Genomic DNA, 26,586 nt, shown 5'->3' with positions numbered 1-26,586 from the left:
GGCTGGATCTTATTCGTTATAGGGTATGAGAAACACAGTTCTGATTTTTGGGATCTGCCACAATCCCAAGCGGTAGCTGCTTTAGTAGAGCAGCCATCGCATCGGAAGCCCCAGAGCCGGATACCACCAAACGAATGGTTTCACCGGTAGTCACTTTCATCATCAGGGAGACGATACCCAGCAATCCTTTTCCGTTCGCTGTACCGGAACGATATTCCAACGTGATGGGGTTATCCAGTTCCCGCGCCATACTAACAAATACAGCCATCTCCTGAATACTCCAAATTCGTTCCACATATAAAGTCCGCTCTACCCGCATTGTTTGGATCCCTCCTAACATTCTTGTTAGTTTTTATGACATTAAACACGTTATACCCGAGTATAAACTTTTTATGTAAGATTATTTTACATTTATCTTTGTTTATCGTCAATGGCATCTTTTGCGGATGACAATTCGATCGACCAAATAAAAAACCCCGGATAGTGAGCGTGCTCACCACCAGGGATATCTTATCCAACAATAATATCATTGGGCACAATTATTTACCGTCAACCGGTAATACCCCCACCGATTCCAATTTTTGTTGAATCGATTTTAGTTTGGGATTGCCTTCTCCCACAATCTCCCCTTCAATCACCACAACGGGATACCAGAGATCTTCCTCGATTACCCGACGAGAAAATGCTGCTTCTTCTTCTCCTTGTGGCTGATTGATGTCAACATAATGGACGTGAACCGCATCCTGGTATTTTCTACCTAATGCGGCCTCCAACCACGAAGCCGTCTCCTGAGCGGAAGGAAAATTGACACAGCTGGCGCATAACTCTTCCGCTCCATACACTACGACTTCCACAGGGAATTTGCTCATGGATTGTTCTCCTTTCTCAGGTGTTGAGAGCTTGTTCCAAATCTTCTTTTAGATCGTCGATATCCTCAACCCCGACGGATATCCGAATCAAGCCATCACTGATTCCCAACTCACGTCGACGTTCAACAGGGATAGAAGCGTGGGTCATCCGTGCCGGTACGGAGATCAGGCTTTCCACGGCGCCTAAGCTTTCCGCCAGTGTAAACCAACGCGTATTTTCCAGTACCCGTTCTGCCCGTTTTCCATCCCCAACATCAAAAGAGATCATCCCTCCAAATCCTCGGGCCTGACGACGGGCGATATCGTAACCGGGATGGTTGGACAGCCCCGGATAGTAGACCGTGGTAATATCCTCTCTTGCCGCCAACCATTCCGCCAACTGGTGTGCACTCTCCTCATGTTGCCGCATCCGTAACCCTAAAGTTTTGATGCCACGCATCAATAGCCACGAGTCGTGAGGCGGTAAAATTCCACCGATAGAGTTTTGCAGAAAGTGAATCGATTCACCCAGCTCTTCATCCTTTACTACCACCAAACCGGCCACCACATCGCTGTGTCCGCCTAAGTACTTAGTCGCGCTATGAAGCACAATATCGGCTCCAAGGTCGAGCGGATTTTGCCAATAAGGCGTCAGGAATGTATTATCGACGATCAACAGAAGCTCCTGTTCGCGGCAGATCCCAGCAACAGCGGCAATATCCGTCACCTTGAGAAGCGGATTGCTGGGAGTCTCCAGGAATACTGCCTTTGTGTGAGGCTGTACGGCCTTCTGGATCGCGCTCACATCGCTGGTATCCACAAAGGTAACCGCTACCCCTAAACGATTAAACACACGGCTAAGAACGCGATAAGTCCCTCCGTAAACATCATCCCCCACCACTAGATGATCGCCTTGATCAAACAGCGACAGCACCGTAGAGATGGCGGCCATTCCGGAGGAGAAAGCAAAACCACGCTTTCCATTCTCCAATTCAGCAATTAATAGTTCCAGTGCTTCTCGGGTTGGGTTACCGGTACGAGAATATTCATAGCCCCGATGTTGACCGATGGCATCTTGTTTATAAGTGGAGACCTGGTAGATGGGAACGCTAACTGCACCGGTCCGTTCATCTGCAAACACGCCTCCATGGATCAGCTTCGTATCCATCCGCATGATTGTCACTCTCCTCCATAGATCTGTTGGCTCATATATCGTTCACTGCTGTCTGGAAAGATAACAGCAATCGTGGTACCAGCAGGTGCGATGCGTGCTTCCTGTAAAGCGGCATAAAAAGCCGCCCCGGAGGAGCTGGCGGCCAGCACCCCTTCCCGTCGTGCCAATTCGGCTACCATCTGAAACGCATCCTCATCTTTTACGGTATAAATGGCATCAAAGTAAGTAGGTTCCATATAATCCGGCAAAAACTCCATCCCAATTCCTTCTGTTCGGTGTGGACCCGACTCCCCACCCCCTAAAATGGAGCCCTCCGGTTCCACGATCACCGTTTTGATAGATGGATTTTTTTCCTTTAGATAACGGGCACATCCCATAAACGTACCACCAGTTCCAGCACCGGCCACAAAAATGTCCACGTTTCCGTTTAGTTGTTCCCAGATTTCAGGGCCGGTTGTACGATAATGGATCTCCGGATTGGCCGGGTTTCCAAACTGCTGGGGGCAATAGGCGCCCACAATGCGGCCTTCCAACTCCCGCGCTTTTGCGATTGCCCCTTTCATCCCATCTTCGGTGGGTGTGTTCACCACTTCCGCCCCCAACGCTCGCATCAACTGTTGTTTTTCCTGGGAAAACTTCTCCGGCACAACCACAATCACCCGATAATCCGTGCCAATGGCGGCCAACGCCAATCCGATTCCCGTATTACCTGCAGTCGGTTCAATAATCGTTCCACCCGGACGCAGCTTCCCATTTTCTTCCGCTGCCCGTATCAGAGCGACACCAAGTCGATCCTTTACACTGCCGCCAGGATTATACGCTTCCAACTTCGCATAGATTTTAACTCCATGTGGCAGATCAAACCGTTTTAGCCGTACCGTCGGTGTAGCGCCGATTAATTCTTTTATATCCTCAACCGCTTTGCGCATAACAATATCCACATCCCCCTTATCAATTTGGAGGCAAATACCCTTTTCATCTTATCATGACTGTTCGCGCTCACAAAACACTTTATTCGGATGAGAATGATATGGTTAATCGACGAGACAAGTTTATATTGAGAGCACAAAAGACTCAAAAATCCCTTCCCCTCCATCCGAAATATGGCTATCAACAAGTCTAAAGCGAGACATCTTATGATACATCCGTTATAATGATAATAGGAATCATTCCGCAAGCGACGGATTGATTTGTGCATCAAAACTGACTACAATAGCGATAGAAGCGAAATGATCGGATCGGGGTTCAAACCGAACCTCTGAAAGGAGATAGCATCGATGGAGACACAAGTACAGGAAGTCCTGGATAAACTGCGCCCCTTTATTCAACGTGACGGCGGCGATGTTGAACTGGTGGAAATCGTAGATGGCGTCGTCCGCGTTCGACTGTTGGGAGCATGCGGCAGTTGCCCCAGCTCCACCATTACGCTAAAAGCCGGGATTGAACGGGCTTTGGTGGAAGAAGTCCCTGGCGTAACCGAAGTGGAACAAGTGCTCTAAACTAAAGCGATTTCGCTCCCCTTTCGTACGGAAAGGGGAGTTTCTATATTTTTTGGGAGCGGGAAAACCCCTTAAGTAATCGATGGGGATAAGGCGTCGTTTAGTATCCCCCAAGATTTTTATTTACGCATGGGTGCAACTTCCCAAAATAAAACATCCTCCGTTTTGTTGGAGGATGTTTTTTGTACGCTTTTTACTTTCCGTCTTTTTTAAGCGATTCCTCCTGATACAGATGACAGGAAACCCAATGCATCGGCCGCACTTCCTGCCATTGGGGCGCTTCCTGACCACAGATGTCCATCGCTTTCGGACAGCGGGTACGGAAACGGCAGCCGCTGGGAGGATCGATGGGGCTGGGAACGTCTCCCTTTAGGATAATGCGCTCTTTCTTCCCTTCCTGCTGCGGATCGGGAATCGGCACTGCCGACAGAAGCGCCTCTGTGTAAGGATGGAGCGGATTGTCGTAGAGTTCCTGACTCTCCGCCAACTCCACCAGGTTACCCAGATACATCACCCCGACACGGTCGCTGATATATTTCACCATCGATAAATCATGGGCGATAAAGAGATAGGTGAGCCCTTTTTCCCGTTGCAGCTTTTTCATCAGATTGACCACTTGCGCTTGGATCGATACATCCAGGGCGGAAATAGGCTCATCGGCAATGATAAAATCAGGGTCTACCGCCAGTGCGCGGGCAATCCCGATTCGCTGCCGTTGGCCGCCGCTAAATTCATGGGGGAAGCGCTCCGCATGCTCCTCATTGAGCCCCACTGTTTCCAACAGCTCCACCACGCGTGCACGCCGTTCTTTTCCCTTGGCCAAATCATGAATGTCCAACCCTTCGGCGATAATGTCACCAACCGTCATACGCGGATTAAGGGAAGCGTAAGGGTCCTGGAAGATCATCTGCATCTCGCGGTTAAATTCCTTTAAGCTACGTCCCTTTAGTTTTTTGGTGGTGCGGCCCTTAAAGCGGATATCCCCGTCCGTCGCTTCATACAGACGGATAATCGTCCGCCCGATCGTCGACTTCCCGCAGCCGGATTCGCCGACAAGACCCAGGGTTTCCCCTTTATACACATCGAAGCTGACATCATCCACTGCTTTGACGACTTGGCCGCCGCCCATATGAAAATGCTTTTTCACGTTTTTTACTTCCAAAACTTTTTCCACGCGGGGCTCTTTTACGCTCATTTGGATCCCCCTCCCACTACTTCAGCCGGCGGTTGCACCGCTGGTGCCATCGGATGTTCCAACCAACATGCCACTTGCTGTGAGCCGCCCTCACCAACAGCAGTCGTCTCCGGCATCTCTTGGGTACAAATCTTCATGGCATGCTGACAGCGGGCAGCGAAGGGGCAGCCCTGAGGCGGTGACAGTAGATCCGGAGGCGTCCCCTTGATTGGGCTAAGTTCTTGTGTCCGTTTTTGATCCAGGCGTGGCATCGAGCCCATCAATCCCCATGTATACGGGTGGCGCGGTTGGCGGAAGATCTCCTCTACTGTACCCGATTCAATCACTTTCCCAGCATACATCACCACAACACGGTCGGCGGTCTCCGCCACGACACCAAGATCGTGAGTGATCAAGATGATGGAAGTGTTCAGCTTCTCTTTTAGCTCGTTCATCAAGTCCAAAATCTGTGCCTGAATGGTCACATCCAGGGCCGTAGTCGGCTCATCGGCAATCAATAGTTGCGGTGCACACGCCAAGGCGATGGCGATCATCGCCCGTTGGCGCATCCCGCCGCTAAACTGGTGCGGGTATTGGTTGATGCGGGACTCGGGACTGGGGATTCCCACCAAACGCAACATTTCCAATGCCCGTGCTTTGGCTTTATCCTTGGACATTTTTTGATGTTTGATCAACCCTTCCATGATCTGTCGGCCGATAGTCATCGTCGGGTTGAGCGAAGTCATCGGATCCTGGAAAATCATCGCAATCTCTTTTCCGCGAATTTTTTCCATCTCTTTTTCCGATAGCTTGGTCAAATCTTTGCCATTAAATCGAATTTCCCCCTGCTTTAATATTCCCGGCGGCTGTGGAATCAGACGCATAATCGTTTGCGAGGTGACACTTTTGCCGCAGCCGGATTCCCCCACCACCGCAACAGTCTCCCCTTTACGCACATCAAAGCTGACGCCGCGCACTGCCTTTACTTCTCCATTGTATGTGGCAAAGGAAACATGTAGATCCTTTACTTGTAACAACGCGTTTTGTTCCATCTTTCTTCCCCTCCTTTCTTATTGGCGCAATTTGGGATCCAGTGCATCCCGCAGGCCGTCGCCCAGCAAGTTAAAACTAAACATCAACAAGGACAATACCGCCGCCGGGATAAAGGTTTGATACGGATATAGCTGTAGCATCTTAAAACCGTCATTGATCAACACGCCTAAACTAGCCTCAGGCGGGTTTAGACCTAAACCGATAAACCCAAGAAAAGCCTCAAAGAAGATGGCCGTGGGAATCGTAAACATAATGGTGATAATGACCGGCCCAAATACATTGGGCAACATATGTTTAAACAGCATGCGCCGGGTACCGGCTCCTAAGGTGCGGGCAGCCAACACATACTCTTGGGATTTCAGCTTTAACATTTGAGCCCGTACAATCCGTGACATCGGCACCCATCCGGTTAACGCAATCGCCAGTGCGATGGCAAAGATCCCCGGTTCCAGCACCAACAGCAGCAAAATAATCACAATCAGATTCGGAATTCCGTACAACACCTCAACTACCCGTTGCATCCAGGTGTCCACCCGACCGCCGAAATAACCGGAGATGGATCCGTAGGTCAACCCAACGGTCAAATCGATTCCTGCCGCAATAAAGGCGATCAAGAGAGAGATACCGGCACCGTACCAAGTACGGGTCCACAAATCTCTGCCCAATGAATCAGTACCAAACCAATAATCGCCAAACGACGACGCATTGAGGTAATCATACTGTTGTTGGTTGATGGTATGGTCGTTCAGATGCGGTCCCACAATCGCCAGGATCCCGATGACTAAAATGATAGCCAGTCCAGTCATCGCTCCCCAGTTGGAGCGAAAGCGGCGCCAGGCATCCTGCCAAAAGCTGAGCCGTTTGCGGTAAACTTTCTCCTGCTCCGCTGATTGGATATCAGCCGGTTCAAACAGTTCCGGGGTCAAGTTTTTCGCCATATTCATTCACTCCTTCGCTCCGGCTACACGGATCCGTGGGTCGATAATGCCGTATAAAATATCAATAATAAACATGCTGACGATAATCAGGAAGCTATAAAAAAATGGTCACACCCATGATCAACGTGTAGTCGTTGGTTTGGATGGAATCAACAAAGATCCAACCCATCCCCGGTACGGCAAAAATCTTTTCAACGACTAATGAACCCGTAATCAGACCAACCGCCAACGGACCTAGGATGGTAATCGCCGGAATGAGGGAATTGCGCAATGCATGACGTACAATCGCCGTCCCTCGCGACAAGCCCTTGGCTTTGGCTGTTTTCATATAATCCTGGCCCAACACTTCTAACATTTCCGTGCGAATATAACGGGAGATCTGTGCAACGACCATCCCAGCCAAGGCCAGTGACGGTAGGATCGAATACTCCCACCCGTTCCACAGCCCTGGCGGAAGAATGCCCCACTTAACGCCCACATAATACGATAAGAGTGCCGCCAACACAAAGCTGGGGATGGAGTAACCCAGTACCGCCACAATCGTAGCAGAGCTATCCACCCATGTACCGCGGCGCAAGGCTGCGATACAGCCTAGACTTACACCGAGCAGGGTGCCAAGGATTAGGGCTTGTACACCAAGCTGAGCAGAGGCCGGAAAGCCTTGCAAAATCATCTCCGATACGGAGCGGCCATCATATTTATAGGAGACCCCTAAATCCCCTTGCAACAGATTACCCATGTATTGGACATATCGCACCGGCAACGGCTGATCCAACCCATACTCATGCAAGATTTGCTCTTTTAGTTCAGGGGGGATACGATCTTCATTGGCGAGAGGGGAACCTGGGAGCAAGTTCATTAGGAAAAATGTAATCGTAATAATGACCCACAGGGTGATTACCATATAGATGGCGCGCTGCAAGATATATCGCCTCATGGCTTCACTCCCCTTTCCATTTGAATTCAAAAATCAACCAATTCAATCATGAGCGCACAGAAGGTATATGACCCATACCGGACCATATACCTTCTTGCGCTGCTTCCTATGACTAAACGGTTTGGGTTACTTCTCGACGCTAGCCCATTTAAACGAGCGATCCGCACCAAAGGGATGACGGTATATGTCTTTAACCGTATCGTTTTGCAGATTCAAGCGGGAACGGAAGTAGAGCGGTGCTACGCCCATCTCATCAATCAGAATCTTTTCCGCTTCAACCAAATCATCGGCCCGCTTTTCAAAGTCCGGGTTGGTCATCGATTTCTTCACTAACTTATCATAATCTTCGTTGCTCCATCCACCCCGGTTATAAGAACCACCGGTTAGCATGACATCTAGATAGGTCATCGGATCGTTGTAGTCGGCACCCCAACCAGCAAAGCTTGCTTGGAAATCACCGTTGGATTCCCGATCCAATTTTTGAGCGAAAGGCAATACTTGCAACTTCACTTTAATGCCCAACGCGCTTTCCAGCGCTTCTTTGATATATTCTTGTTCCTTTTTAGCAATAGCGGTATCGTAACCAAGGATCTCAATCGTCGGCAATTTATCCATGCCCACTTCTTTTAAGCCTTTTTCCAGTAGCTTTTTCGCTTCTTTGGGATCAGCTTTGGGGCTGATCAATTCACCGGAGACTTCACGGAAAGGCTTTTCATTGACATCGATTGGAGTCGGTACAAATCCGGTCGCCGGTTGAGAACCGTCTTTGCGCAATTTGTCGGTAATCGTCTCACGATCGATCGCCATAGAGAGCGCTTTACGGATATTGGCGTTGGCAAAATACTCTTCATCTTGATTAAATTGCAGATAGAAGGTGCTTGCTTCCGGAACCGGAACAACCTCATCTTTACCTGCATACTTATCGACAAAGTCATCGCTTAAGTTTGCTACATCCAATTTGTCGGACTCAAACAGGTTAACGCCGGTAGCCACATCTTTCACAATGTCAAAGGTGATCTCATCCAGCTTGACGGTATCCTTATCCCAATACTTCTCGTTTTTAGCCAGTTTATAGCTCTTTGCGTGCTGCCACTCTGAGAGGACAAATGGTCCGTTGTACACCATTTTATTCGTTTCGGTCGCATACTTGTTGCCGTGCTCCTCCACGATATCCTGCCGTTGCGGATAATAGGTGGTAAAGGTGAGCAGGCTTTCAAAGTATGGGATCGGTGCTTCCAGTTTCACTTCCAGAGTTTTCTCATCCAGCGCTTTGACAGCTACATCTTTTGCTTTTCCGTCTCCGGTGTTATAAGCTTCAGCACCCTCGATGTGGTACAAAAGGAACGCATATTCCGATTTGCTTTTTGGGTCTAGCGCCCGCTTCCATGCATATTCAAAGTTTTCCGCCGTCACCGGCTCCCCATCGCTCCACTCTGCATCGCGCAGGGTAAAGGTATAGGTTTTTTTATCTTTGCTGATCTTTACGTCTTCAGCCATCCCTTCCGTCGGATGGTTATCCTTATCCAGACGGTAAAGACCTTCCATTACATTGTTTAACAGCTCATTGGAAATGGCGTCGGTAGTAGTCGCACTATCCAACCCCGGCGGCTCATCCGTCTGCATCAGCCGTAGCACTTGTTTGCCGTCGCCACTGCCGGCATCTTGGTCAACACCGCCACAGGCACTCAAAAATAGACTGGCGACCAATAAGATAGCCAGTGAGAGTTGAAACTTCTTGTTCACTGGGAATTCCCCCCTTGAAAATGAATTCTATTTATGTCATGGGCAAAACGCCATAACATCAAAGGATAATAAAGGAATAGATAGGCCAAAAGCTACCCAACTAACCCAATTCGACTGGAAGTTTCTAATTCCTTCCCGAAATTAAATATACATTTTATACCTATTTGGTAGAAAACGTACTAAATTTCACAAAAATTTGGGCGTAATATATTTCACAAGCCAAATCTATCATAGCTTGAAATGAATAAAAAATCAAAGACGAACAGCATAAGAACACCGCTTTTTTCTATAGTAAAAAAAGGAACTCCTATAAAAGAGGAGTTCCTTTTCCTAAACCATTACTTTTCTTTTCCATCCAAATACGCCCATTTGAGGCTTAATTCAGCACCGACAGGGTGGCGGTAGATTCCTTTGACATATTGTTTTTGTAGGTAGATTTTACCTGCGTAGGTGATAGGAGCGATTGGCGCTTCCTCCATCAAGATCTTTTCCGCTTCGACGAGGTTTTTCGTCCGCTCTTCATTGTTTGGGTTGCCGATGGAGCTCTTAATCAACTCATCGTACTTTTCGTTAGACCATTGTGCCCAGTTGTAGGCTCCATCACTCACATAAATGTCAAGGAATGTTTGCGGATCATTAAAGTCCGCTCCCCAACCGGCAAAGGTGATTTCAAAGTCGCCTTCCAGTTCACGATCCAACTTTTGCTTAAAAGGCTTGGGATCAATCCGTACCTCTAAATCCAGATTGCTGCGCAATTGCTCCTGCATAAATACGGCGGCATCTTTGCGATGATCATCATAACTTAACATCGTCAGGCTCGGAGTGGAAGTAAGCCCCAACTCCGCCATCCCTTCCTGCAACAACCGTTTCGCTTCCTGGGGGTTATACTGATGTTGGTCGGAAGCTTCCTCACGGAAAACTTTATTATCGCTGGTAAAGATCGTAGGCGGCACAAAACCGTAAGCGGGCTCGGAACCATCCTTCATAATTTTAACGAGTGAATCTCGATCGATCGCGTAGCTCAGGGCTTTACGAATATTGGGATTAGACAGGAACTGATTGGTGGTGTTAAAAACCAAATACTGTGTCGTCGAGCCTGTGTAAGGCAAATACTCCGGGCTTTTCTTAAACGCATCTGCCAACTCGGAACTCAATTCAACCACATCGGCTTCGTTTCCCGTATACAAGTTGGCCGCCAGGGAAGTCTCTTTGACGATATTCAAGTTGGCGAGCTCCAGACGGACCGCGTTCCGATCCCAGTAGGTATCACTTTTTTTCAATTGTACATTTTGTTCATGCTTCCACTCGGACACATGAAAGGGACCGTTGTACACCATTTTATCCGCTTCTGTTCCGTATTTTTCCCCAAATTCTTCAACTGCGGATTGATTTTGCGGAAGGTAGTTGCTAAAAGCGGTCAAACTGAGAAAGTATGGACTGGGTGCTTCCAATTCCACTTCCAGTGTTTTTTCGTCTAAGGCTTTCACACCTACCTCATCGGCGGAAGCCTCACCTGTATTGTATGCTTCGGCATTTTTGATCGAGTAGAGAATATAAGCATATTCCGCCGTGGTTTCCGGATTCAACGTACGTTTCCAAGAATACTCAAAGTCTTGGGCGGTTACCGCATCACCATTGCTCCATTTGGCATCGCGCAAGGTGAAAGTATAGGTTTTCTTATCCTCAGAGATCTCTACACCGGAAGCAATCGCCGGCTCCGGTTTGTTGTCTTTGTTAATCCGGTATAACCCTTCCATCACATTGTTCAATACATCGGAGGAAACGGCATCAGCCACCAACGACGGATCCAACGTCGCCGGTTCCGCCCGCAAGGTCATGTTCAGCACTTGGTTTTGATCGACACCTTCTTGATTGGGAGAGCCGGATTGTAACCCTCCACACCCCGCCAACACCAAGCTGATTGCGCTCAGCAGGGTGATTGTCACGGTCAATCGTTTCTTCATCAATATCCTCCCCATTCGGATTTATGTTCAATTGAAAAAGTAATATTTCCCTTAATCATTACTCAGAAGATTTATATAGAAGCAGTGTATATTATAAATGAAATTCATAGGCCAGAAAAGAGTTGTCGCAAAAATTATCAGAGATTTTAAGATTAGTGGAAGGTGGACCCCTTGTTCATCTGAAAAAAAGGTGATTGTCCATCACTGTGGAAAAAATATAGACACTGTTAAGCCTTTGCCGATGGGTGGGTTAGAATTGATTGCACAGAAGGGAGAATAAACATGTTACAAAGCCGAAATCGCTGGGTGGCTATCAGCAGTTTGCTGATTACGGGAGTGTGTTATGCGGCGGCAGGCGGAAGTATCATTCGGTTGATCAACAATTTATTTATGGTAGGGATGATCTTGTTGATGGTGGCGGGACTTTATACTGTCATCTCCGGCGGTTTTTTCACGCTGTTTTCCAAAGGGTTCCGCTCACTCTTCCTATCCAAGTCGGAACGGGAATATGGCGGATATGACGAACCGCTAAATGATGACGGCGCTCAACCGCAGAGTCGCTCTCAACAGGTGAAACAAGTGGCTGCCATCGCCTTTATTACCGGCCTGATCCTCACGGTCCTTTCTTTTTTATTGATTTTGATTTGAAAGTGTAGCAAAAAGTCCCCGATCAGTAGTCGGAGATCCTGTAGACACTCTGCTTGATTGTCACTGGCGACAGGAGCTGTACCGGAAACCGGGCCCTGTCGCTAGGTTTCATGATCACACAGGAAAAAGAGAGAGCGGGATCAGAAACATCCATGGGGCGGTAATCACCGCCATCGCCCAGGCGATGCGAGTAACCGTTTGCCGCGGTACATCGTTTTTTTGAGCAAGCCGACGATTAAAGAACCAAATCAATGCCGCAGCGAGGGTTGTTCATTCGGCTCGTCCTGCCTTGTACTCCCTCCCTGAAATCGTTTTCAGTTTTATCCCAATATGATAGTGTGGTATCAAAGAGCATTGGCGTCTTAAAAACCGCAATAGGATGGCTCTTGTTGAAGGTCTCGCCATAATCTAAGAAGCGTGCGAAGGAGGAAACCTCCTCATGTTAAAGTCGGAAATGAAAGCGGAGTTGGTAGCGGTCCTGGGGGATGCTCATGTACGAGACGATACCGAGTCGCGTGTCAGCTACTCCTATGACGCTACTCCCCTGTATCAGTCCATGCCCGATGGCGTTGTCTTCCCATCCACCACGCAAGAGGTACAGAGCGTGCTTCGCATCGCCTCCAAATATAACACTCCTGTTATTGGACGGGGATCTGGAAGCAATCTAAGCGCCGACACCGTCCCCGTTAACGGTGGGCTGGTCATGGTGATGACCCGTATGAATCGCATTTTGGAGATCGATAAGGAAAACCTGACGGCGACCGTGCAACCAGGGGTCTATACACAAGCGCTACATCAAGCGGTAGAAAAGGAAGGCCTTTTTTATCCCCCTGATCCCAGCAGCATGAAAATCTCCACACTCGGCGGTAATATCGCGGAATGCTCCGGTGGTTTGCGCGGCTTAAAGTATGGCACGACCAAAGATTACGTCCTTGGGCTGGAAGCGGTGTTGGCCAATGGCGAAATCCTGCGCACAGGCGGAAAACTGTATAAAGATGTGGCCGGATATGATCTCACCAAATTATTGATTGGGTCAGAGGGCACCCTGGCCATTATCACCGAAGCCACCCTAAAACTGATCCCGCTCCCGCAAAGTCGTCGCGCACTAGTCGCACACTTTGACGATTTAGATGCCGCCGCCCGTACGGTATCCGCCATTATCGCCGCTGGTATCATCCCCTGCACCCTGGAATTTATGGACCGGAAAACCATACAGGTAGTAGAGGAATACGCCCGGATCGGGCTGCCTCAGGAGATGGACGCAATCCTGTTAATTGAACAGGATGGACCGCCAGTGCTCGTGGAGCAAGATATCCAATGTATTCACCGGATTGCTGCCGACAATGGTGCCGCTCACATCGCCATCGCCGAGACGGAAGCGGATGGGTCGCGCTTGTTGGCCGCCCGTCGCAGTGCTCTCTCCGCTCTGGCCCGCCTCCGCCCCACTTTGATCCTGGAGGATACGACCGTACCACGCTCCCGCATTGCCGATATGGTGCGGGCGATCAATCGCATCGCCGCTGAATACAATCTTGAGATCTGCACCTTTGGCCATGCAGGCGACGGCAATCTGCATCCCACCTTTTTAACCGATGCCCGTAATCAAGCAGAAATCGAACGAGTGGAGCAAGCGTTTGCCGATATGGTTGAAACCGCCCTCCAACTAGGGGGGACTATCACCGGGGAACACGGCGTCGGCATGGCCAAAGCTCCGTTTTTAGAATGGCAGGTGGGTAAAACCGGGATTGAGGTAATGAAAGGGATTAAGCGAGCATTTGATCCACAGGGCATCTTAAACCCCGGCAAGATTTTTAGCGACCGTTCCCTCCCGCGAAAGGGGGGAACGTAAATGACACAAACCGCTCCAACAAAAGCCAAAATGGTCAATCACAACGCTGCCGCTTCCCCTTGGAACGAACTGGGGAGGAAGCTCGCCCTCACCCTGGATACGGAGGAGTTAACCAACTGCATGCGCTGCGGCTTCTGTCTCCCCGCCTGTCCCACCTACCGCGAAACCGGATTGGAAGCCGCTTCTCCCCGGGGACGAATCGCCCTGATGAAAGCGGCTCACGACGGCTGGATGATGCCGGATCCCGCTTTTCAACAGCAGATGGACTTTTGTCTCGGCTGCCGTGCATGTGAAAGCGCTTGCCCCGCCGATGTCCGCTTTGGCCGCTTATTGGAGCAATCCCGGGCCGCCATCGCGGAACATGCCCCGCAATCTCAACGGGAAAAAGGATTGCGAAAGCTCTTTTTGAGGGGACTCTTCCCCCATCGCTACCGCTTACGCCTGATGGGAGCGACGCTGGCCTTATACCGAAAAACAGGATTACACTGGTTTGTACACAAAAGCGGGTTGGCGCGAATCTTGCCTTTACATTTGCGCCAGCTGGATCGTATCCTTCCCGCCGCATCTTCACAGGGAGTTGTGGAGCGAATCGGAACCGTCATCCCGGCACAAGGGAAGAAACGGGGGCGAGTCGGCCTTTTTCGCGGCTGCATCATGGATGTCGTTTTTGCTGATACCAATGAAAACACCGCCCGTCTGCTGGCCGCCGCCGGATATGAGGTGGTAATTCCGCCTGAGCAAACCTGCTGTGGTGCCTTACACGCCCACTCTGGAGAGGAAGGGGAAGCTCTGGAGTTAGCCCGTCACAATATCCAAACCTTTCGCCAAGCGGATGTGGATTGGATTGCCTCCAACGCCGGCGGATGTGGCGCCCAATTGATGGAAACCTCCTATTTGCTAAAGGATGACGCTAAGTGGCAAGCGGATGCTCATTGGTTTTCCACTCGCATCCGGGATATTAGCCAGCTGTTGCTGGCAGGCAATCCTCTCCCGCTGCAATCGCTACCGAAACGAATCACCTACCAGCACTCCTGCCATCTCCAAAACGGCATGAAGGTGGCCGGCGCTCCGGAATCCTTGATACGATCCATTCCTGATGCTACTTATGTCGACTTATTTGAGGGGGATCGTTGCTGTGGTTCTGCGGGCATTTATAACTTGACTCATCCTGAAACCTCCATGAACATCCTTGACGAAAAGATGAATCACGTCAAAGAAACCGCCGCCGACATCCTCGTCACCACCAATCCCGGCTGTCTCTTACAAATGAAACTGGGCATTGAACGGGCAGGATTGCATGATCGTATGGAGGCTCTTCATCTGGTGGATCTCTTGATGCAATCGATGAAGAAAGGGGAAAACGCACATGAAAGAACAGAAAAAGCCCAATGAGAAAAAACAAACTTCCACCCAATCCGGTGACATCATCGATCAGATCGTAGAGCAAAGCGTAAAAGAACACGCACAAAAAGGAGAGTTTAAGCACCTTTCCGGCATGGGAAAACCGATTCCACCAAAAAACCTAAAGGGAGACGCCTTTAGCAACATCCTCAAAAACGCCAACTACAAGCCGCCATGGGTGGAACTACAACACCAGATACGGGATCACATCCGGGAAGCACAGCAACAGTTGCATGAGGAACCCTCACCCGCCGATCATGAACAAATCGATACCATCAACCGCATGATCCGTAAATATAATCAAATGTGCCCACACCCTTCACTACAGAAGGGATTGGTTTCGATCGATAATTTAGATGTAGCGCTACAGCGATGGGAATGAGGGGAGAGGGGGAGAGGGGCTGAGAAGGAGGGGAAGGGGAGGGGATAACAACGACATACACTCTCTCTATCTCCATATAACCCAGACATACCCTCAATCTTCGAAGTTTTGAACTTTATTTTGACCCTCCCCTCTCAGACAAGCATCACTTAATCCACTTGAAATGGACATCATAATGAATCACAGGCTAGGATCCAGTTCTCAACCCAAGATATTCACAAGAAAAGCGCCTATCTCCATTCTTTGGATGTAGACGCCATTTCTTTTACTATTAGTGGGGTATTGCGTTTTCACGAATCCCAGCAGTGGATACCTTAGGACGTAACAAAACGTACCATCTCACGCCGTTCATCCCATTCCACCCGCAAATTCTTGCCGTCAAAGAACCAGAGTTCATCCTCTTCCACAAAGAAACGAATCCCACCGGTCACCACACTCACTCCTGGTCGCCTGGACGGCTCCACCGTCAAACGCAAAGAAAAGCCGTGTTTATCCCGCTCCGCTGAGTGCGCATCGTCATAACGGATGTGAAACCGCAATTCATCCCCCGCGACCAGTCCCATTTCCTGCTGAAACCAAGCAAGCGCTTTTGGGGTAATATGAATGTCCATCGATGATTCCCCTTTCTAGCCGTTAACAAAACTCTCTTCATCCTACTTGTTTAGCGGAAAATGTTCAAATGCGCAATTGGATAAAACGGATGATCGAAAGTGAATAGATGGGGAACATTTGGAAAGAAGAATGGGGTGAACTGGCCATGGAAAAGCCGGAATTGAAAAAAGCGATGACTACCTTGGAACTTCTTAGCCAAGATAAAGAAGCACGGCTCCTTTATGAATCACGCCAAAAAGCTTTGTTGGACGAGCGATCCAGACTACACTCCGCCAAGATGGAAGGTAAGATGGAAGGCTTTTATTCTGTCGCAAAAAAATGCTGGCCAAAGGCATGGACCTTGCAACCATCATGGAAGTGACCGGTTTATCTGAGGCGGAGTTGCAAGCGCTACGGAAAAAGGAGAAGCATTAATCGTGAAAAAAGCTAGCACCACAACAGGTGCCAGCTTTTTTATTCCGTGTTGCCACAACTATGGCAGCTTCAGCTGGATTCACCCCGGAACCCACCATGGTAGTTCATCGATCGGTAAGTTAAATCTCCTTCACCCTCTTTTGCTAAGTCGAGGATAAAAGCAGGAGCGGTTCATTATTCCGCCCCAATGCCGCGCCGTTTCCACTCCGCCTTCATTTCATCGTAGTTGCCCTCAAACCGGGTCAATGTTCCCTGCTGCAACCAGTATGTGGGGGCAAACAATTTGTTGAGGAAATAGCGATCATGGGAGACGGCGATAATGCTGCCGGGGAATTCGGCCAAGGCCTCCTCCAAGACCTCACGGGAATCGATGTCTAGATGGTTGGTCGGTTCATCCAACACCAGCGCATTGAGATCCTGATGCATCAACTGTGCCAAACGGAGGCGCATCCGTTCACCACCGCTCAGATCTTTCACTTTGCGAAAGACGGCATAGCCGTAGAATAAAAACCGAGCCAACAGCTGACGCGCTTTCCCCTCATCCACCGCCACTTCTTCACGGAAGGCATCCACCACTGTGGTTTCACCGTCTCCTTCCCACCCTTGTTGCGATAGATATCCCACATGCACCGACGGACCCTGCACGGCGTCTCCTAAGTCCGGCTCCATCTCCCCCAACAAAATTTTGAGCAAAGTGGATTTGCCGCTGCCGTTTTCCCCGATGATGGCCGCCTTTTCTCCAAACCGTATCTGTAGGTTGACATCTTCCAACACCGTACGCTCTCCAAATTCTTTATAAACCTCCTGACAACGGAATACCTCTTGCCCGCTGCGCTCACCGACGGCAAAAGTAAGATCGATCTTCTTTCGCTCCAGTTGTGGCCGTTGAATTTTCTCTATCCGTTCCAGCGCTTTTTCCATGCTGGCAGCCCGACGGTACATCTTTTCGTTATCGCCTTGATGAGCCCATTGGCGTAACCGTTTAATCGCCTCTTTCATCTTTTTAATCTTTTTCTGCTGTTCCTGGTAAGCGTGAAACTCCGCCAACAGCCGCTCTTCCTTTCGTTTGACGAAAGCGGTATAGCCACAATCGGGATAACGGACGCACTCCCCGTTTTCCAAATCAACGATCGCTGTCGCGATGCGGTCGAGAAAATAGCGATCATGAGAGACCACTACCACTGCCCCTCGATGTTGACGAATCGTCTCCTCCAACCACTCCATCGCCCTTAGATCCAAGTGGTTAGTCGGCTCATCCAACAGCAACAACTCTGGCTCCTGCAACAGCACCCGTCCCAATTCCACTTTGGTTTTTTCACCTCCACTCAGACGATGAAAAGGGCTCTCCAGCATTCCGGAGGGCAGATGAAGCCCTTGCACCACCCGTTCCATTTTGGCTTCCATTTCATAGCCACCACGTCGCTCCCACTCTTCCTGACAGGATTGGTATCGGTTCAAAATCCGTTCCAACTCCTGTGTTGACAAGGTGGGATCGGACATCTCCGTTTCCAACTGTTCCATTTTTCGTCCCAGATCAATCAAATCGGCAAAAGCGGAACGCAATACCTGCTCGACTCTCTTTTCCTCATCTTGAACGGGAATTTGCCGCAAATAACCCACTTGTACCCCTTTTCCATAGAAGAGATCGCCTTGATCAGGGGGATCCTCGCCACTCAACAGCCGTAGCAGCGTACTTTTACCGCAGCCATTGGGTCCAACCAGACCGATCCGCTCTCCTTCCCGTATCTCCAAGGACAGATCCTGAAAAATCCAATTGCCGCCCCACATTTTCCCCACACGGTTAGCCGCACACACAATCATGCTGATTCCTCCTTTTTTGCACACAAAAAAACCACAGGCAAGATCCCTCGCCTGTAGTTGGTTTTAATCTTCCTTCAGGATAGGTTCTTACGCTTGTTTTGGAATATGCGAATGGCTAAAAAAGGGCATACGAATCCCGTGTGCGGCCATTACATGGGTGATATTGGCAACTGACACGGTATACCATTCACGGCATATTCCGATGGACAAGCGTTTTCCCTCCTTTGATTCCCACTGGAAGTGGGTGAATACGTTTAGTATATAACAAACAGGATTCCATCACTAGGGTTTATACCGATCCGCCTGACAAATCCACTGGAATCTCATCCACGATTTCGATGGCGTCAAAATCGATGGAACAACGATAGGCATCAATGCGAATTCCTTGATCGCGGGCTTGACGCAGTTTTCGCGCCAAAGCGGGATCGATGGCGGTGTGAGGCGTGAAGCGGTGGACGAAATCCATAAAGGCAACAAAGACAATCGCGCCTCGATCCCCTGACTGAACGACATGCATCAATTCATTCACATGCTTTTGTCCGCGGGTGGTAGGAGCGTCAGGGAACATGGCCACCCCGTTCTCCTCAAAAGTAACACATTTTACTTCCACCCAAGTGGGAGGATCTCCGTCGACGCGAAAATCCATGCGACTCTCCCCGTACTTCACTTCGCCACGCAAAGAACCCTGTACCCACTTGATCTGTCCCGATTCAACCCCATCACGGAAGACGCGGTTGGCCAGAGCGGAGTAGATACAGATCCAGTGACCATTTTTATTGACAAAGCGCAGACCGTAGCGATGTTTTCGTTTGGGGTTGTCGGACCGTTCCAACACCACCGGGGTGCCCGGAAAAAGCATCTCATCCATGCGCCCGGTGTTGGGCACATGAACCGTCTCCCGCTCCCCGTCAATCTCCACCACCGCCTGAAATCGGTTGGGGCGGTCGATAAAGATTGCTTCCACTTTTTCTCCTGGAATGATAACGGCCATTGGTTCACCTCTAATTTATCTACTTGGACGTTTTGTTTGTTCACCGTTAGCCATTTACCAGATAATACTTGATCAACGCCAAGCTTTCACGGGTTTTATGATAAGGCTTAAACAACACACGGGAGTGAACGGACACTGGTTGCGCCTCTAGCTGCAACTCCGCTGCGATTTTCATCGCCCGGTACATATGGTAATCATGTGTGACGATATAAACCTCCGTCAATCCCGCCTCTTTTAATATTGCTTGCGAAAAGGAAAGATTCTCCTGTGTGTTAGCCGCCTCTTCTTCCAACAACAGATCATCGGCCGGAACCCCACGTGCGGTCAGGTATCGTTTCATCCCTTCCGCCTCACTGATCCCATCGTTCCCTTCACCGCCGGATAAAATGATCCGTGCAACCAATCCATCCTCATACAGTTGCAAAGCTGCTTCCAATCGCTCTCGCAGCGCAGGACTGGGTTCTCCATCCCACAACGCCGCCCCCAGTACAATCGCTACTTCTCTCTTCGCGGAGGGATCGGTTTGTTCATCATACTGCGATACAAGCGACCACAGATAAATCCAACCGATAAACAGGCATCCGAGTAATAGACAGACAGTAATCAGCACGATCTTTCTCATCCCCGCCTCCTTTGTACCTACTATCTTATGATAGTGCAACTCACTTCTCCATAAAAGAAACAGGACAACAAAAAACCGCCCTTAACGGCGGTGAAGATTGATGGCAAAGTAGGCCCGGGTCACGATTTCCGTTTCGCTCCTCTTTCCCTTTCAAGGATGTAGGGATGTCCGCTCCATCTCCTCCGTCCCCAGCCAGCGGCCAAAGAAAAGCATGTGTGGCCGCTATACGGTTGGGGGTCTACGGAGATTCCGCTGGGTAGTCAGAGAAAGCATCAATCCGCCTTAGATTTCCTGTACAGCATGATCACGCAACACATATTTCATCACTTTGCCCATCCCATTTCGCGGCAACTCGCCAACAAAAACCACTTCGCGCAATTTATGTTCCGCCAAATGTTGGTGAACATGGGCCAAGACCTGTTCCTCGGTAAGGGTGCCACCTTCGGTTTGAACGATATAAGCACGAGCCAGCTCGCCCCAAACATCATGCTTAACACCGACTACCGCCGATTCAGCTACTTGATCCAGCTGTTGAATCACCGCCTCCACTTCCGCCGGGAAAACATTTTCTCCGCTGGTAATAATCATATCCCGCAGGCGGTCCACGATGTAGAGGAAGCCCTCTTCATCCATCCAACCCACATCCCGCGTATGCAGCCAACCGTTTTGAATGACCTCCTCTGTCGCTTCCGGATTGTTCCAATAGCCGGAAAAAATCAGATCCCCTCGGCAGACCACTTCCCCCATCTCCCCGGGTGGCACCGCTTCATTGGTCGTGGGGTCTACAATTTTCAACTCGGTAAGATAGACGGCTTTTCCGACCGAACCGCAATTTTCGATTCCCATTTCCGGGATCCAGTATGTAATCGCTCCTGAGTATTCCGTTGCTCCATATACCTGGGCGATCGGGTAACCCATCTCGTTAAAGGCATGAATCAACTGTGTGGGAACGAGAGAGCCACCACACAAGATCCAACGCAGGGAAAGCGGATCCGATTCGCGGGCTTGCAGGGTTTGAAGCATATAGGGCAACATCGAAGGGACGGACATCATCGCCGTCACTCGTTCTTTTTCAATTTGATTCCATATTTCAACCGGATGAAACTGGGTACCTAACACCAGCGTAATCCCCCGTACACAGACACCAACAGTAAAGATCATCCCACTGATATGAAAGAGAGGAGTCACAAACAAAAAGCGATCGCCCATACGCAGATCGAGCGTATTGTTGTTGGATAAACAAGCGTTGTAAACATTTCGGTGAGTACAGATCACCCCTTTGGGTTTTCCGGTTGTGCCAGAGGTATAGATGATAAGGGCGGGATCCTCCTCCAACACGAGTACCGTTGGCTCCGTAGGCGGTAAGGAAGCAAAACGCTCGCGAAAAGAATCATAAATCCGCTCCCCGGTTCCGACACAGATGGCCTGTTTGAGAAAAGGAAGGTTTAAAAGGGGTTCCACCTGTTCAAACTCCTCGTGATAGAAGAGCATACAGGGCTTACAATCCTCCAAAATCCATTGTATTTCAGCCGTTTTGAGGCGCCAATTGATCGGGATGATGACCGCACCCACCTTGGCCGCCGCCATAAAGAGGAGGGGAAAGGGAATGGAATTGTTACAGACTAAAGCGATCCGATCCCCCTTTTCCACTTGATGAGAAATAAAATAGTGTGCCAGTTGATTCACCATCTGGTTAAAATCAGCAAAAGTAATACGATTATCACCGGAAACAACCGCTTCTATTTGCGGGGAGAGCCGTGCGCGGTGACGAATACATTCACCGATGGTAGCCATAGGATACCTCCCAACGTTTTTTTATTGATCGCCATATAATATTATCCTGGAACTTGTTGTTCTTTTCAATAATTCGACACAATTGAAATAAAAAAGACGGGACATTGGTCCCGTATCAATCAGTTGCGTATCAATTTCCCAATGGGAACAGTCGTGCTCGATTATGATGCACCCTTTTCCTGAAAGAGATCGACCCCTCGTGCCTCTAAAATCCCCATTACCTGCTTTGTCGGAAAATCGGGATAACCAAACTCCTCCACCAGTACCCGATGGATCGCTTCCCCGTCGGTTAATGTTCGTTTCTCGACAGTCCCATCCTGATAACGAATTCGAAAACGGTTATTGACCAGGGAAAGACTTCTTTTTTGCTCCCACTGCCATACCTGACAGCGTAGCAAATTCATAAAGGCGCCATCCGTTTGATAAGAACGGTCTATGACATCGGCAAACGCCTCGATCGATGAAGCCGTATTATCAAGCTGAAAGGTCCAGATTGGATCACCCAATTGTCCATCGAAATAACTTGTGTACTGCCATTGCCTTGTCTTCTCCCCTACCGAGCGCAATCGCACCTCATGACCGCCAAACCCTGTGCTGTTTTCGGTCTCTTTTTCAAAACGTACCGGCTGAAATAAAGGAGCAGCTGAACCTACATCCACATAAACCCGCTCTCCCTCCGGCAATCGCACCAATATCGCCAGATGGTCTTCCCCTAGCAGCAACAGATCACAATCAAATCCCACCGCTCGCAACAGCTGAAACAAATGATAGTTGAGAATATAACAGGTACCGCCCAACTGGTACTGACGACGCCTCTCTAAAAATTCCTCCACCGTCGGAACCAGCCGGGAGCGATGACTCCCCTCGGAATAATCAAGCAGTTTACCGACATTTTCAAAGGGAAAAATAGCGAGATGCCGACGACAAATCTTCCCCAGATAGGATAACGTCGGTTGTTCCCGCGGCAATTGCAATAGATCCAGGTAATTCGCCACCCACGACGGCTCCTGTGACATATCGATTCCTCCTCGTATTCAGGTCTGTTCGGGAATCAACAGACCACAAAATCAGGTAACCTCCGGCTCCGTCTCTTCCTCAAACAATTTCTCCCCTCGGTGCAAGCGCCATGCGATCCGCGCGATATGGGGCACTTCGCGAGAAGTGGGAGCATGAGCGGCCAGGTATCGCGTCATCGCCAGGATCATGGTTTCCTGTGCGGACTCTGCCCATTCGCCTTCCTCTTCTGTCCAACGGTCATGTTCCATCATCGCCGCCTCTACCGCCTGATAGGTGTGAAAATCGGCATCTTCCCGTAACAGCGCTTCTCCCAGCGTGCGGAAAAGTTCCTTTTTATCTCCGCCACGATCGAGATAAACCTTCACCCACTGGGCCGCTTCCGCCACTTGCTGCTGTTTATCCATAATCGCCAGCAATTCTTTCGGGTGGGGTGCCACCTTTCCTTCAGCGAAATCTCCTTTCGGTTCCCGTGCCGCCGGGATATTGAGAAAGCGATCCAGATACACACTCATGGCGGCATGAAAGATTCCACGAATCAGCTCTGGTGACACCGAGCGCCGCAAGCTCTCATGGACGGCATGGGCATGGGTAAAGGTGTGCAGGGCCGTATCCCAATCGCGAAAATCATTTTGTACATGGAAGTGGCGAATACGGGTGGCTGCCGCCAGCGTAACCAACTGCGCCAACCGCCTGGGATCGATACCCTCCTGTAAAGCCGACACCAGTTCTGCCACCGTCGCCTGCGGATCATCTCCCAAAATCGTTTGCACTAATTCCTTTTCTCCCGCCCCGCCGCGGTCATTGCCAAAGGTGAGATTCTCCACTTTGGTGAAAGCCTGCTGCAACGGTGTCACCAAATCAACCGGGGATTGCCAGCTGTGTAGCTCCTCACTCCGTTCCGCCCCTGCAAACTGCGGAAGAAGAGAGACAAGCACCCGTTCACGCTGGTCCGCTCCAATCTTGGCTAATACCTCAAAAGCCTTGTTGTGGAAATCAAGGGAATGGCCCACATCCATATAAAAATGATCCGTCACTGCCGCCATCGTCATATCAGACAATTGTTCATCGCTAAAACCGGCCCGAATCGCCGTCAATAAAACTCGTTCCGCTCCCTGCACATCCCGTACCTCGACACAATGACGATACCAGCGCATCAATCGGACCGGATCCGCATCTTTTACAGGCAGCGGCTCCAACTGAAAACGTGTCCCCATGCCGGCACTTTCCTGGGCAATCCAGCGCAAGCCCTGATACAATGCCAACACTTGACCGCGCCGATCCAGCTTGGGCAATAGATTCACCATGGCGCTCAGTATGGTCAACCCGGAGCGCCACCCGCCTCGACGATGAGTCGTCCCAAATTCCACCCCGATCGCCGCGATATTCTCCGGTGACTCGCCACCCTCCATTAGAGCGACGACCGCCTTGGCGATCACTAAGCTTAAGTTTTGTTCCAATCCTTCGCGTAGACGGTCACGATGGTGTTGAAGCCGCTTTCGATTTTGAGGTAGGGTCTGCACCCAGACGACACCCTCCCGAATTTCTGTGCGATATGTCGGGACATCATCCGCCCAGGGGTCTAGTGTTCCGCCGCTTTCCAGATCAAAGCGGGCATGGTGCCAATGACAGGTTAATATTCCGTCACACAGCGATCCCATATGCAGCGGAAAACCCATATGGGGACACCGATTATCCACTGCCCGAACTTTTCCCTCATGATAAAAGACCGCGATCCCTACCTGCTCTCCCTTGACCACCTGAGGCTCCTCTTTTAAATCATCTAACCAACCGACCCGGATCCACTCTGCCATTTTCCATTTCTCCTTTGGAATTTCTTCACCGCAACGAAAAGCCGATCCTTTTGTTGGAGGTGTAGCAACTTCCATGTGTGTCGATTCACTCGATCCAGTCTGTTTTGGATCGCTTGTTGTTGTACTTCCAGATCGATTTGATGATTCATCGTCGCTCGACCCCCTCCAGTATCGGCTTCCTCTTTATCGTAAAAAATCAGGGAAATCAATTCTTCCACACACAGCCGGAGCCGATAGCCGGAAAATAGTCTTGCTCCTGCAAGTGACAAGTCTTAAGACCAACGACCGATTGACGGGAAGCTAGAAGGGATAATTTTCGCGCCAATCTCCGCATCCCTTTCACTGATGTGTGTTATGATGAAAGTTAAGCATATTCCTTCATGAACGATGGAGCGAGGAGCGAATTAGTATGAACCGACTAAAGATGAAGGAACCGGTTAACACGTGGACCCATTTCATCACCTTTCTGGTTGCCATTGTCGGTTTGGTTTTTTTAATTTTGCTATCCAAAGACAACATGTCCAAACTGGTAACCATGACCATTTACGGAACCAGTGTCATCCTGCTGTATGGGGCCAGCTCGTTATACCACTGGGTGCGAACCACCCCCAGCAAGGAGCTGCTACTAAAAAAACTGGACCATATCGCGATCTATCTCCTGATCGCCGGCTCCTACACACCCGTCTTTTATTACGGCTTGGAAGGCGCCTGGAAATGGACGATGCTAACGGCCGTTTGGCTACTAGCCGTGATCGGGGCCTTTCTGAAACTATGGCTCGTCAAAGCTCCCCGCTACCTTTCCACCACCTTCTATGTCACGCTGGGGTGGATCGCGGTCATTCCGTTTTTCCAACTGGTGGGCCATCTGTCCACGGGGGCGATTATCCTGATGATCGCTGGCGGAGTTGCTTATACCATTGGGGCGATCATCTACGCTACCAAATGCTTTGACTTCTTTCCCAACCGTTTTGGCTTCCATGAAGTGTTCCACTTATTCGTTATGGCTGGCACCGCCATCCATTTTGTTATGATGATGGTCTACATTATGCCGCTTTGACCAAAAAAAGCGCACGGAACTGATTGATAACCCTATCGTGGGGCAATCGGAATAGTTATCCGTCTCCACTCCAAAGCACAAGTCTCGCCTCTTCCCTTCGCTTCTGGGTCTCACTTTGCATGACAGAGTCTTTCACCGGAAAACTTCTCCTTCCGGTTTTCTCATTCGTTAACAAACCCCGGAACCAAGCGGTGGCTCCGGGGTTTGTTATTTCCATTCACTCTTCATAGGATAGACCTCTTCTTTTGGCACAATCAGCGCATCATATTTGTCGGGATAGGCATTTTCCCGCTGTTCGCGCACAAATGGGGAGAGATCCTGGATATCGATAATCCAATCTTTTGCATATTGTGCCAGCACCGATCCACGTAAACCGAGTTGGATCGCCCGCCGATCACATTTCGCCCCCGTCGGATCGTGATCGGGGTCCCATTGTGTCAAAACCTCTGCGCGTTTAAGCGCTTTTTTCCATTCCGATATATTTGAATAACGCGTATGATCATACGAGGTAGAAACCGCCATACTCAAAAGTTGATCAAATGCCGATCGCTTGATTTTGACGGCTAAAACCGATTCCTGATCCGTTTTGCTCCCCCAGCCGCAACGATACATCATCCACAAAAAATTGGGCTTAATCCAGCTCATACGGGTCAAGCGAAACTCCCCGCCAAAATATCCGTTTTGAACCGCAAACCGGCCAATGGAAGGCCGATACGCTTGATAAACGACAATAGCATCGGCATCAAACTGGGCTAACACATGGCGTCCCGTCTGCGGCCATCGTTTCACCTGTTGTAAATAAGGTTCTATCTTCAATTCCACCTGCCATCCTCCTCA

At 49.8% G+C, this 26,586-nt stretch carries 26 protein-coding genes and 1 pseudogene; 7 read left to right on the top strand and 20 right to left on the bottom strand.

What is annotated here, in order from left to right; all coding sequences use genetic code 11:
- Nucleotides 1-16: 16 nt before the first annotated feature.
- The 4 genes from C8J48_RS01385 to C8J48_RS01370 all read right to left on the bottom strand — a co-directional run bounded on the left by C8J48_RS01385 (nt 17) and on the right by C8J48_RS01370 (nt 2,951).
- Nucleotides 17-319 (bottom strand): HPr family phosphocarrier protein, encoded by a 303-nt coding sequence (locus tag C8J48_RS01385; RefSeq protein ID WP_170105051.1) that lies wholly within the window; start codon nt 317-319, stop codon nt 17-19.
- A 220-nt stretch (nt 320-539) separates the two neighbouring features.
- Nucleotides 540-869: a YuzD family protein gene (locus tag C8J48_RS01380; protein ID WP_107724603.1), complete on the bottom strand. Its 330-nt coding sequence runs from the start codon at nt 867-869 to the stop codon at nt 540-542.
- Between the two features lie 16 nt (nt 870-885).
- On the bottom strand, nt 886-2,022 hold the full coding sequence (locus C8J48_RS01375) for a bifunctional cystathionine gamma-lyase/homocysteine desulfhydrase (RefSeq protein ID WP_107724602.1): 1,137 nt from the start codon (nt 2,020-2,022) through the stop codon (nt 886-888).
- Nucleotides 2,023-2,027: 5 nt separating this feature from the next.
- Nucleotides 2,028-2,951, bottom strand: a complete 924-nt coding sequence (locus C8J48_RS01370) for a PLP-dependent cysteine synthase family protein (RefSeq protein WP_107724601.1) — start codon at nt 2,949-2,951, stop codon at nt 2,028-2,030.
- 348 nt (nt 2,952-3,299) lie between these two features.
- Between C8J48_RS01370 and C8J48_RS01365 the strand changes: the two genes are divergently transcribed.
- Nucleotides 3,300-3,521, top strand: coding sequence for a NifU family protein (locus C8J48_RS01365; protein ID WP_107724600.1), 222 nt, complete (start codon nt 3,300-3,302; stop codon nt 3,519-3,521).
- 193 nt (nt 3,522-3,714) lie between these two features.
- Here C8J48_RS01365 and C8J48_RS01360 read toward each other — a convergent pair whose 3' ends face one another.
- The 6 genes and pseudogenes from C8J48_RS01360 to C8J48_RS01335 all read right to left on the bottom strand — a co-directional run bounded on the left by C8J48_RS01360 (nt 3,715) and on the right by C8J48_RS01335 (nt 11,330).
- The gene (locus C8J48_RS01360; protein WP_107724599.1) at nt 3,715-4,716 is read right to left on the bottom strand and encodes an ABC transporter ATP-binding protein; all 1,002 of its coding nucleotides are present in this window, start codon (nt 4,714-4,716) and stop codon (nt 3,715-3,717) included.
- The gene (locus tag C8J48_RS01355; RefSeq protein WP_107724598.1) at nt 4,713-5,747 is read right to left on the bottom strand and encodes an ABC transporter ATP-binding protein; all 1,035 of its coding nucleotides are present in this window, start codon (nt 5,745-5,747) and stop codon (nt 4,713-4,715) included. Before C8J48_RS01355 ends, C8J48_RS01360 begins: the two co-directional genes overlap by 4 nt.
- Before the next feature lie 18 nt (nt 5,748-5,765).
- Entirely contained in the window at nt 5,766-6,686 is a 921-nt protein-coding gene (locus tag C8J48_RS01350) for an ABC transporter permease (protein WP_107724597.1), read from the bottom strand.
- A gap of 6 nt (nt 6,687-6,692) precedes the next feature.
- Nucleotides 6,693-7,623, bottom strand: a pseudogene (locus C8J48_RS01345) (ABC transporter permease).
- 126 nt (nt 7,624-7,749) lie between these two features.
- On the bottom strand, nt 7,750-9,366 hold the full coding sequence (locus C8J48_RS01340; protein WP_107724596.1) for a peptide ABC transporter substrate-binding protein: 1,617 nt from the start codon (nt 9,364-9,366) through the stop codon (nt 7,750-7,752).
- A gap of 338 nt (nt 9,367-9,704) precedes the next feature.
- Nucleotides 9,705-11,330 carry a peptide ABC transporter substrate-binding protein gene (locus C8J48_RS01335; protein WP_245891032.1) on the bottom strand — a complete coding sequence of 542 codons (1,626 nt, stop codon included), beginning with the start codon at nt 11,328-11,330 and terminating at the stop codon, nt 9,705-9,707.
- A 282-nt stretch (nt 11,331-11,612) separates the two neighbouring features.
- Here C8J48_RS01335 and C8J48_RS01325 point away from each other — a divergent pair, with 282 nt between their 5' ends.
- From C8J48_RS01325 to C8J48_RS01310, 4 genes are all read left to right on the top strand, one after another.
- A complete protein-coding gene (locus C8J48_RS01325; RefSeq protein WP_107724593.1) occupies nt 11,613-11,978 on the top strand; it encodes a DUF3899 domain-containing protein in 366 nt (121 codons plus the stop codon).
- A 439-nt stretch (nt 11,979-12,417) separates the two neighbouring features.
- The gene (locus C8J48_RS01320) at nt 12,418-13,827 is read left to right on the top strand and encodes an FAD-binding oxidoreductase (protein ID WP_107724592.1); all 1,410 of its coding nucleotides are present in this window, start codon (nt 12,418-12,420) and stop codon (nt 13,825-13,827) included.
- Nucleotides 13,828-15,219: a (Fe-S)-binding protein gene (locus C8J48_RS01315; protein WP_245891031.1), complete on the top strand. Its 1,392-nt coding sequence runs from the start codon at nt 13,828-13,830 to the stop codon at nt 15,217-15,219.
- The gene (locus C8J48_RS01310) at nt 15,194-15,610 is read left to right on the top strand and encodes a DnaJ family domain-containing protein (protein WP_107724591.1); all 417 of its coding nucleotides are present in this window, start codon (nt 15,194-15,196) and stop codon (nt 15,608-15,610) included. Before C8J48_RS01315 ends, C8J48_RS01310 begins: the two co-directional genes overlap by 26 nt.
- Before the next feature lie 314 nt (nt 15,611-15,924).
- Here C8J48_RS01310 and C8J48_RS01305 read toward each other — a convergent pair whose 3' ends face one another.
- The gene (locus C8J48_RS01305) at nt 15,925-16,221 is read right to left on the bottom strand and encodes a HesB/YadR/YfhF family protein (protein ID WP_107724590.1); all 297 of its coding nucleotides are present in this window, start codon (nt 16,219-16,221) and stop codon (nt 15,925-15,927) included.
- Between the two features lie 107 nt (nt 16,222-16,328).
- Between C8J48_RS01305 and C8J48_RS01300 the strand changes: the two genes are divergently transcribed.
- Nucleotides 16,329-16,583, top strand: coding sequence for a PD-(D/E)XK nuclease family transposase (locus C8J48_RS01300; protein WP_107724589.1), 255 nt, complete (start codon nt 16,329-16,331; stop codon nt 16,581-16,583).
- A 227-nt stretch (nt 16,584-16,810) separates the two neighbouring features.
- Here the strand turns inward: C8J48_RS01300 and abc-f are convergent, their stop codons facing one another.
- The 8 genes from abc-f to C8J48_RS01265 form a co-directional block, all read right to left on the bottom strand.
- The gene (abc-f, locus tag C8J48_RS01295; RefSeq protein ID WP_245891030.1) at nt 16,811-18,457 is read right to left on the bottom strand and encodes a ribosomal protection-like ABC-F family protein; all 1,647 of its coding nucleotides are present in this window, start codon (nt 18,455-18,457) and stop codon (nt 16,811-16,813) included.
- A gap of 87 nt (nt 18,458-18,544) precedes the next feature.
- On the bottom strand, nt 18,545-18,667 hold the full coding sequence (locus C8J48_RS19165; protein WP_281261180.1) for a hypothetical protein: 123 nt from the start codon (nt 18,665-18,667) through the stop codon (nt 18,545-18,547).
- A 79-nt stretch (nt 18,668-18,746) separates the two neighbouring features.
- The gene (gene sfsA, locus C8J48_RS01290) at nt 18,747-19,448 is read right to left on the bottom strand and encodes a DNA/RNA nuclease SfsA (protein ID WP_107724588.1); all 702 of its coding nucleotides are present in this window, start codon (nt 19,446-19,448) and stop codon (nt 18,747-18,749) included.
- Between the two features lie 46 nt (nt 19,449-19,494).
- Nucleotides 19,495-20,070: a YdcF family protein gene (locus C8J48_RS01285; protein WP_107724587.1), complete on the bottom strand. Its 576-nt coding sequence runs from the start codon at nt 20,068-20,070 to the stop codon at nt 19,495-19,497.
- Between the two features lie 282 nt (nt 20,071-20,352).
- On the bottom strand, nt 20,353-21,864 hold the full coding sequence (locus C8J48_RS01280) for a class I adenylate-forming enzyme family protein (RefSeq protein WP_107724586.1): 1,512 nt from the start codon (nt 21,862-21,864) through the stop codon (nt 20,353-20,355).
- Nucleotides 21,865-22,025: 161 nt separating this feature from the next.
- Nucleotides 22,026-22,880 carry an arylamine N-acetyltransferase gene (locus C8J48_RS01275; protein ID WP_107724585.1) on the bottom strand — a complete coding sequence of 285 codons (855 nt, stop codon included), beginning with the start codon at nt 22,878-22,880 and terminating at the stop codon, nt 22,026-22,028.
- 51 nt (nt 22,881-22,931) lie between these two features.
- A complete protein-coding gene (locus C8J48_RS01270) occupies nt 22,932-24,692 on the bottom strand; it encodes a Rieske (2Fe-2S) protein (RefSeq protein ID WP_107724584.1) in 1,761 nt (586 codons plus the stop codon).
- Complete coding sequence (locus C8J48_RS01265) at nt 24,662-24,841, bottom strand: hypothetical protein (protein WP_146160429.1); 180 nt, start codon at nt 24,839-24,841, stop codon at nt 24,662-24,664. The genes C8J48_RS01270 and C8J48_RS01265 overlap by 31 nt, the downstream gene beginning before the upstream one ends.
- Before the next feature lie 260 nt (nt 24,842-25,101).
- Here C8J48_RS01265 and trhA point away from each other — a divergent pair, with 260 nt between their 5' ends.
- On the top strand, nt 25,102-25,749 hold the full coding sequence (trhA, locus tag C8J48_RS01260) for a PAQR family membrane homeostasis protein TrhA (RefSeq protein ID WP_245891029.1): 648 nt from the start codon (nt 25,102-25,104) through the stop codon (nt 25,747-25,749).
- 207 nt (nt 25,750-25,956) lie between these two features.
- Here trhA and C8J48_RS01255 read toward each other — a convergent pair whose 3' ends face one another.
- On the bottom strand, nt 25,957-26,571 hold the full coding sequence (locus C8J48_RS01255) for a DUF4291 domain-containing protein (RefSeq protein ID WP_107724582.1): 615 nt from the start codon (nt 26,569-26,571) through the stop codon (nt 25,957-25,959).
- Nucleotides 26,572-26,586: the final 15 nt, after the last annotated feature.

Source organism: Desmospora activa DSM 45169 (assembly GCF_003046315.1).
GTDB lineage: Bacteria > Bacillota > Bacilli > Thermoactinomycetales > DSM-45169 > Desmospora > Desmospora activa.
This window is presented reverse-complemented; position numbering and strand designations above follow the sequence as displayed.

What these genes read in the sequence shown, in the direction of transcription:
- C8J48_RS01300 (WP_107724589.1), top strand. Translation starts at nt 16,329, where the DNA reads ATGGGGAACATTTGGAAAGAAGAATGGGGTGAACTGGCCATGGAAAAG.
- C8J48_RS01280 (WP_107724586.1), bottom strand. Translation starts at nt 21,864, where the DNA reads ATGGCTACCATCGGTGAATGTATTCGTCACCGCGCACGGCTCTCCCCG.
- trhA (WP_245891029.1), top strand. Translation starts at nt 25,102, where the DNA reads ATGAACCGACTAAAGATGAAGGAACCGGTTAACACGTGGACCCATTTC.
- C8J48_RS01355 (WP_107724598.1), bottom strand. Translation starts at nt 5,747, where the DNA reads ATGGAACAAAACGCGTTGTTACAAGTAAAGGATCTACATGTTTCCTTT.
- C8J48_RS01350 (WP_107724597.1), bottom strand. Translation starts at nt 6,686, where the DNA reads ATGGCGAAAAACTTGACCCCGGAACTGTTTGAACCGGCTGATATCCAA.
- C8J48_RS01325 (WP_107724593.1), top strand. Translation starts at nt 11,613, where the DNA reads ATGTTACAAAGCCGAAATCGCTGGGTGGCTATCAGCAGTTTGCTGATT.
- C8J48_RS01270 (WP_107724584.1), bottom strand. Translation starts at nt 24,692, where the DNA reads ATGGCAGAGTGGATCCGGGTCGGTTGGTTAGATGATTTAAAAGAGGAG.
- C8J48_RS01275 (WP_107724585.1), bottom strand. Translation starts at nt 22,880, where the DNA reads ATGTCACAGGAGCCGTCGTGGGTGGCGAATTACCTGGATCTATTGCAA.
- C8J48_RS01365 (WP_107724600.1), top strand. Translation starts at nt 3,300, where the DNA reads ATGGAGACACAAGTACAGGAAGTCCTGGATAAACTGCGCCCCTTTATT.
- C8J48_RS01375 (WP_107724602.1), bottom strand. Translation starts at nt 2,022, where the DNA reads ATGCGGATGGATACGAAGCTGATCCATGGAGGCGTGTTTGCAGATGAA.
- abc-f (WP_245891030.1), bottom strand. Translation starts at nt 18,457, where the DNA reads ATGATTGTGTGTGCGGCTAACCGTGTGGGGAAAATGTGGGGCGGCAAT.
- C8J48_RS01315 (WP_245891031.1), top strand. Translation starts at nt 13,828, where the DNA reads ATGACACAAACCGCTCCAACAAAAGCCAAAATGGTCAATCACAACGCT.
- C8J48_RS01385 (WP_170105051.1), bottom strand. Translation starts at nt 319, where the DNA reads ATGCGGGTAGAGCGGACTTTATATGTGGAACGAATTTGGAGTATTCAG.
- C8J48_RS01320 (WP_107724592.1), top strand. Translation starts at nt 12,418, where the DNA reads ATGTTAAAGTCGGAAATGAAAGCGGAGTTGGTAGCGGTCCTGGGGGAT.
- C8J48_RS01370 (WP_107724601.1), bottom strand. Translation starts at nt 2,951, where the DNA reads ATGCGCAAAGCGGTTGAGGATATAAAAGAATTAATCGGCGCTACACCG.
- C8J48_RS01305 (WP_107724590.1), bottom strand. Translation starts at nt 16,221, where the DNA reads ATGGACATTCATATTACCCCAAAAGCGCTTGCTTGGTTTCAGCAGGAA.
- C8J48_RS01335 (WP_245891032.1), bottom strand. Translation starts at nt 11,330, where the DNA reads ATGAAGAAACGATTGACCGTGACAATCACCCTGCTGAGCGCAATCAGC.
- C8J48_RS01310 (WP_107724591.1), top strand. Translation starts at nt 15,194, where the DNA reads ATGAAAGAACAGAAAAAGCCCAATGAGAAAAAACAAACTTCCACCCAA.
- C8J48_RS01285 (WP_107724587.1), bottom strand. Translation starts at nt 20,070, where the DNA reads ATGAGAAAGATCGTGCTGATTACTGTCTGTCTATTACTCGGATGCCTG.
- C8J48_RS01360 (WP_107724599.1), bottom strand. Translation starts at nt 4,716, where the DNA reads ATGAGCGTAAAAGAGCCCCGCGTGGAAAAAGTTTTGGAAGTAAAAAAC.
- C8J48_RS01265 (WP_146160429.1), bottom strand. Translation starts at nt 24,841, where the DNA reads ATGAATCATCAAATCGATCTGGAAGTACAACAACAAGCGATCCAAAAC.
- C8J48_RS01380 (WP_107724603.1), bottom strand. Translation starts at nt 869, where the DNA reads ATGAGCAAATTCCCTGTGGAAGTCGTAGTGTATGGAGCGGAAGAGTTA.
- sfsA (WP_107724588.1), bottom strand. Translation starts at nt 19,448, where the DNA reads ATGGCCGTTATCATTCCAGGAGAAAAAGTGGAAGCAATCTTTATCGAC.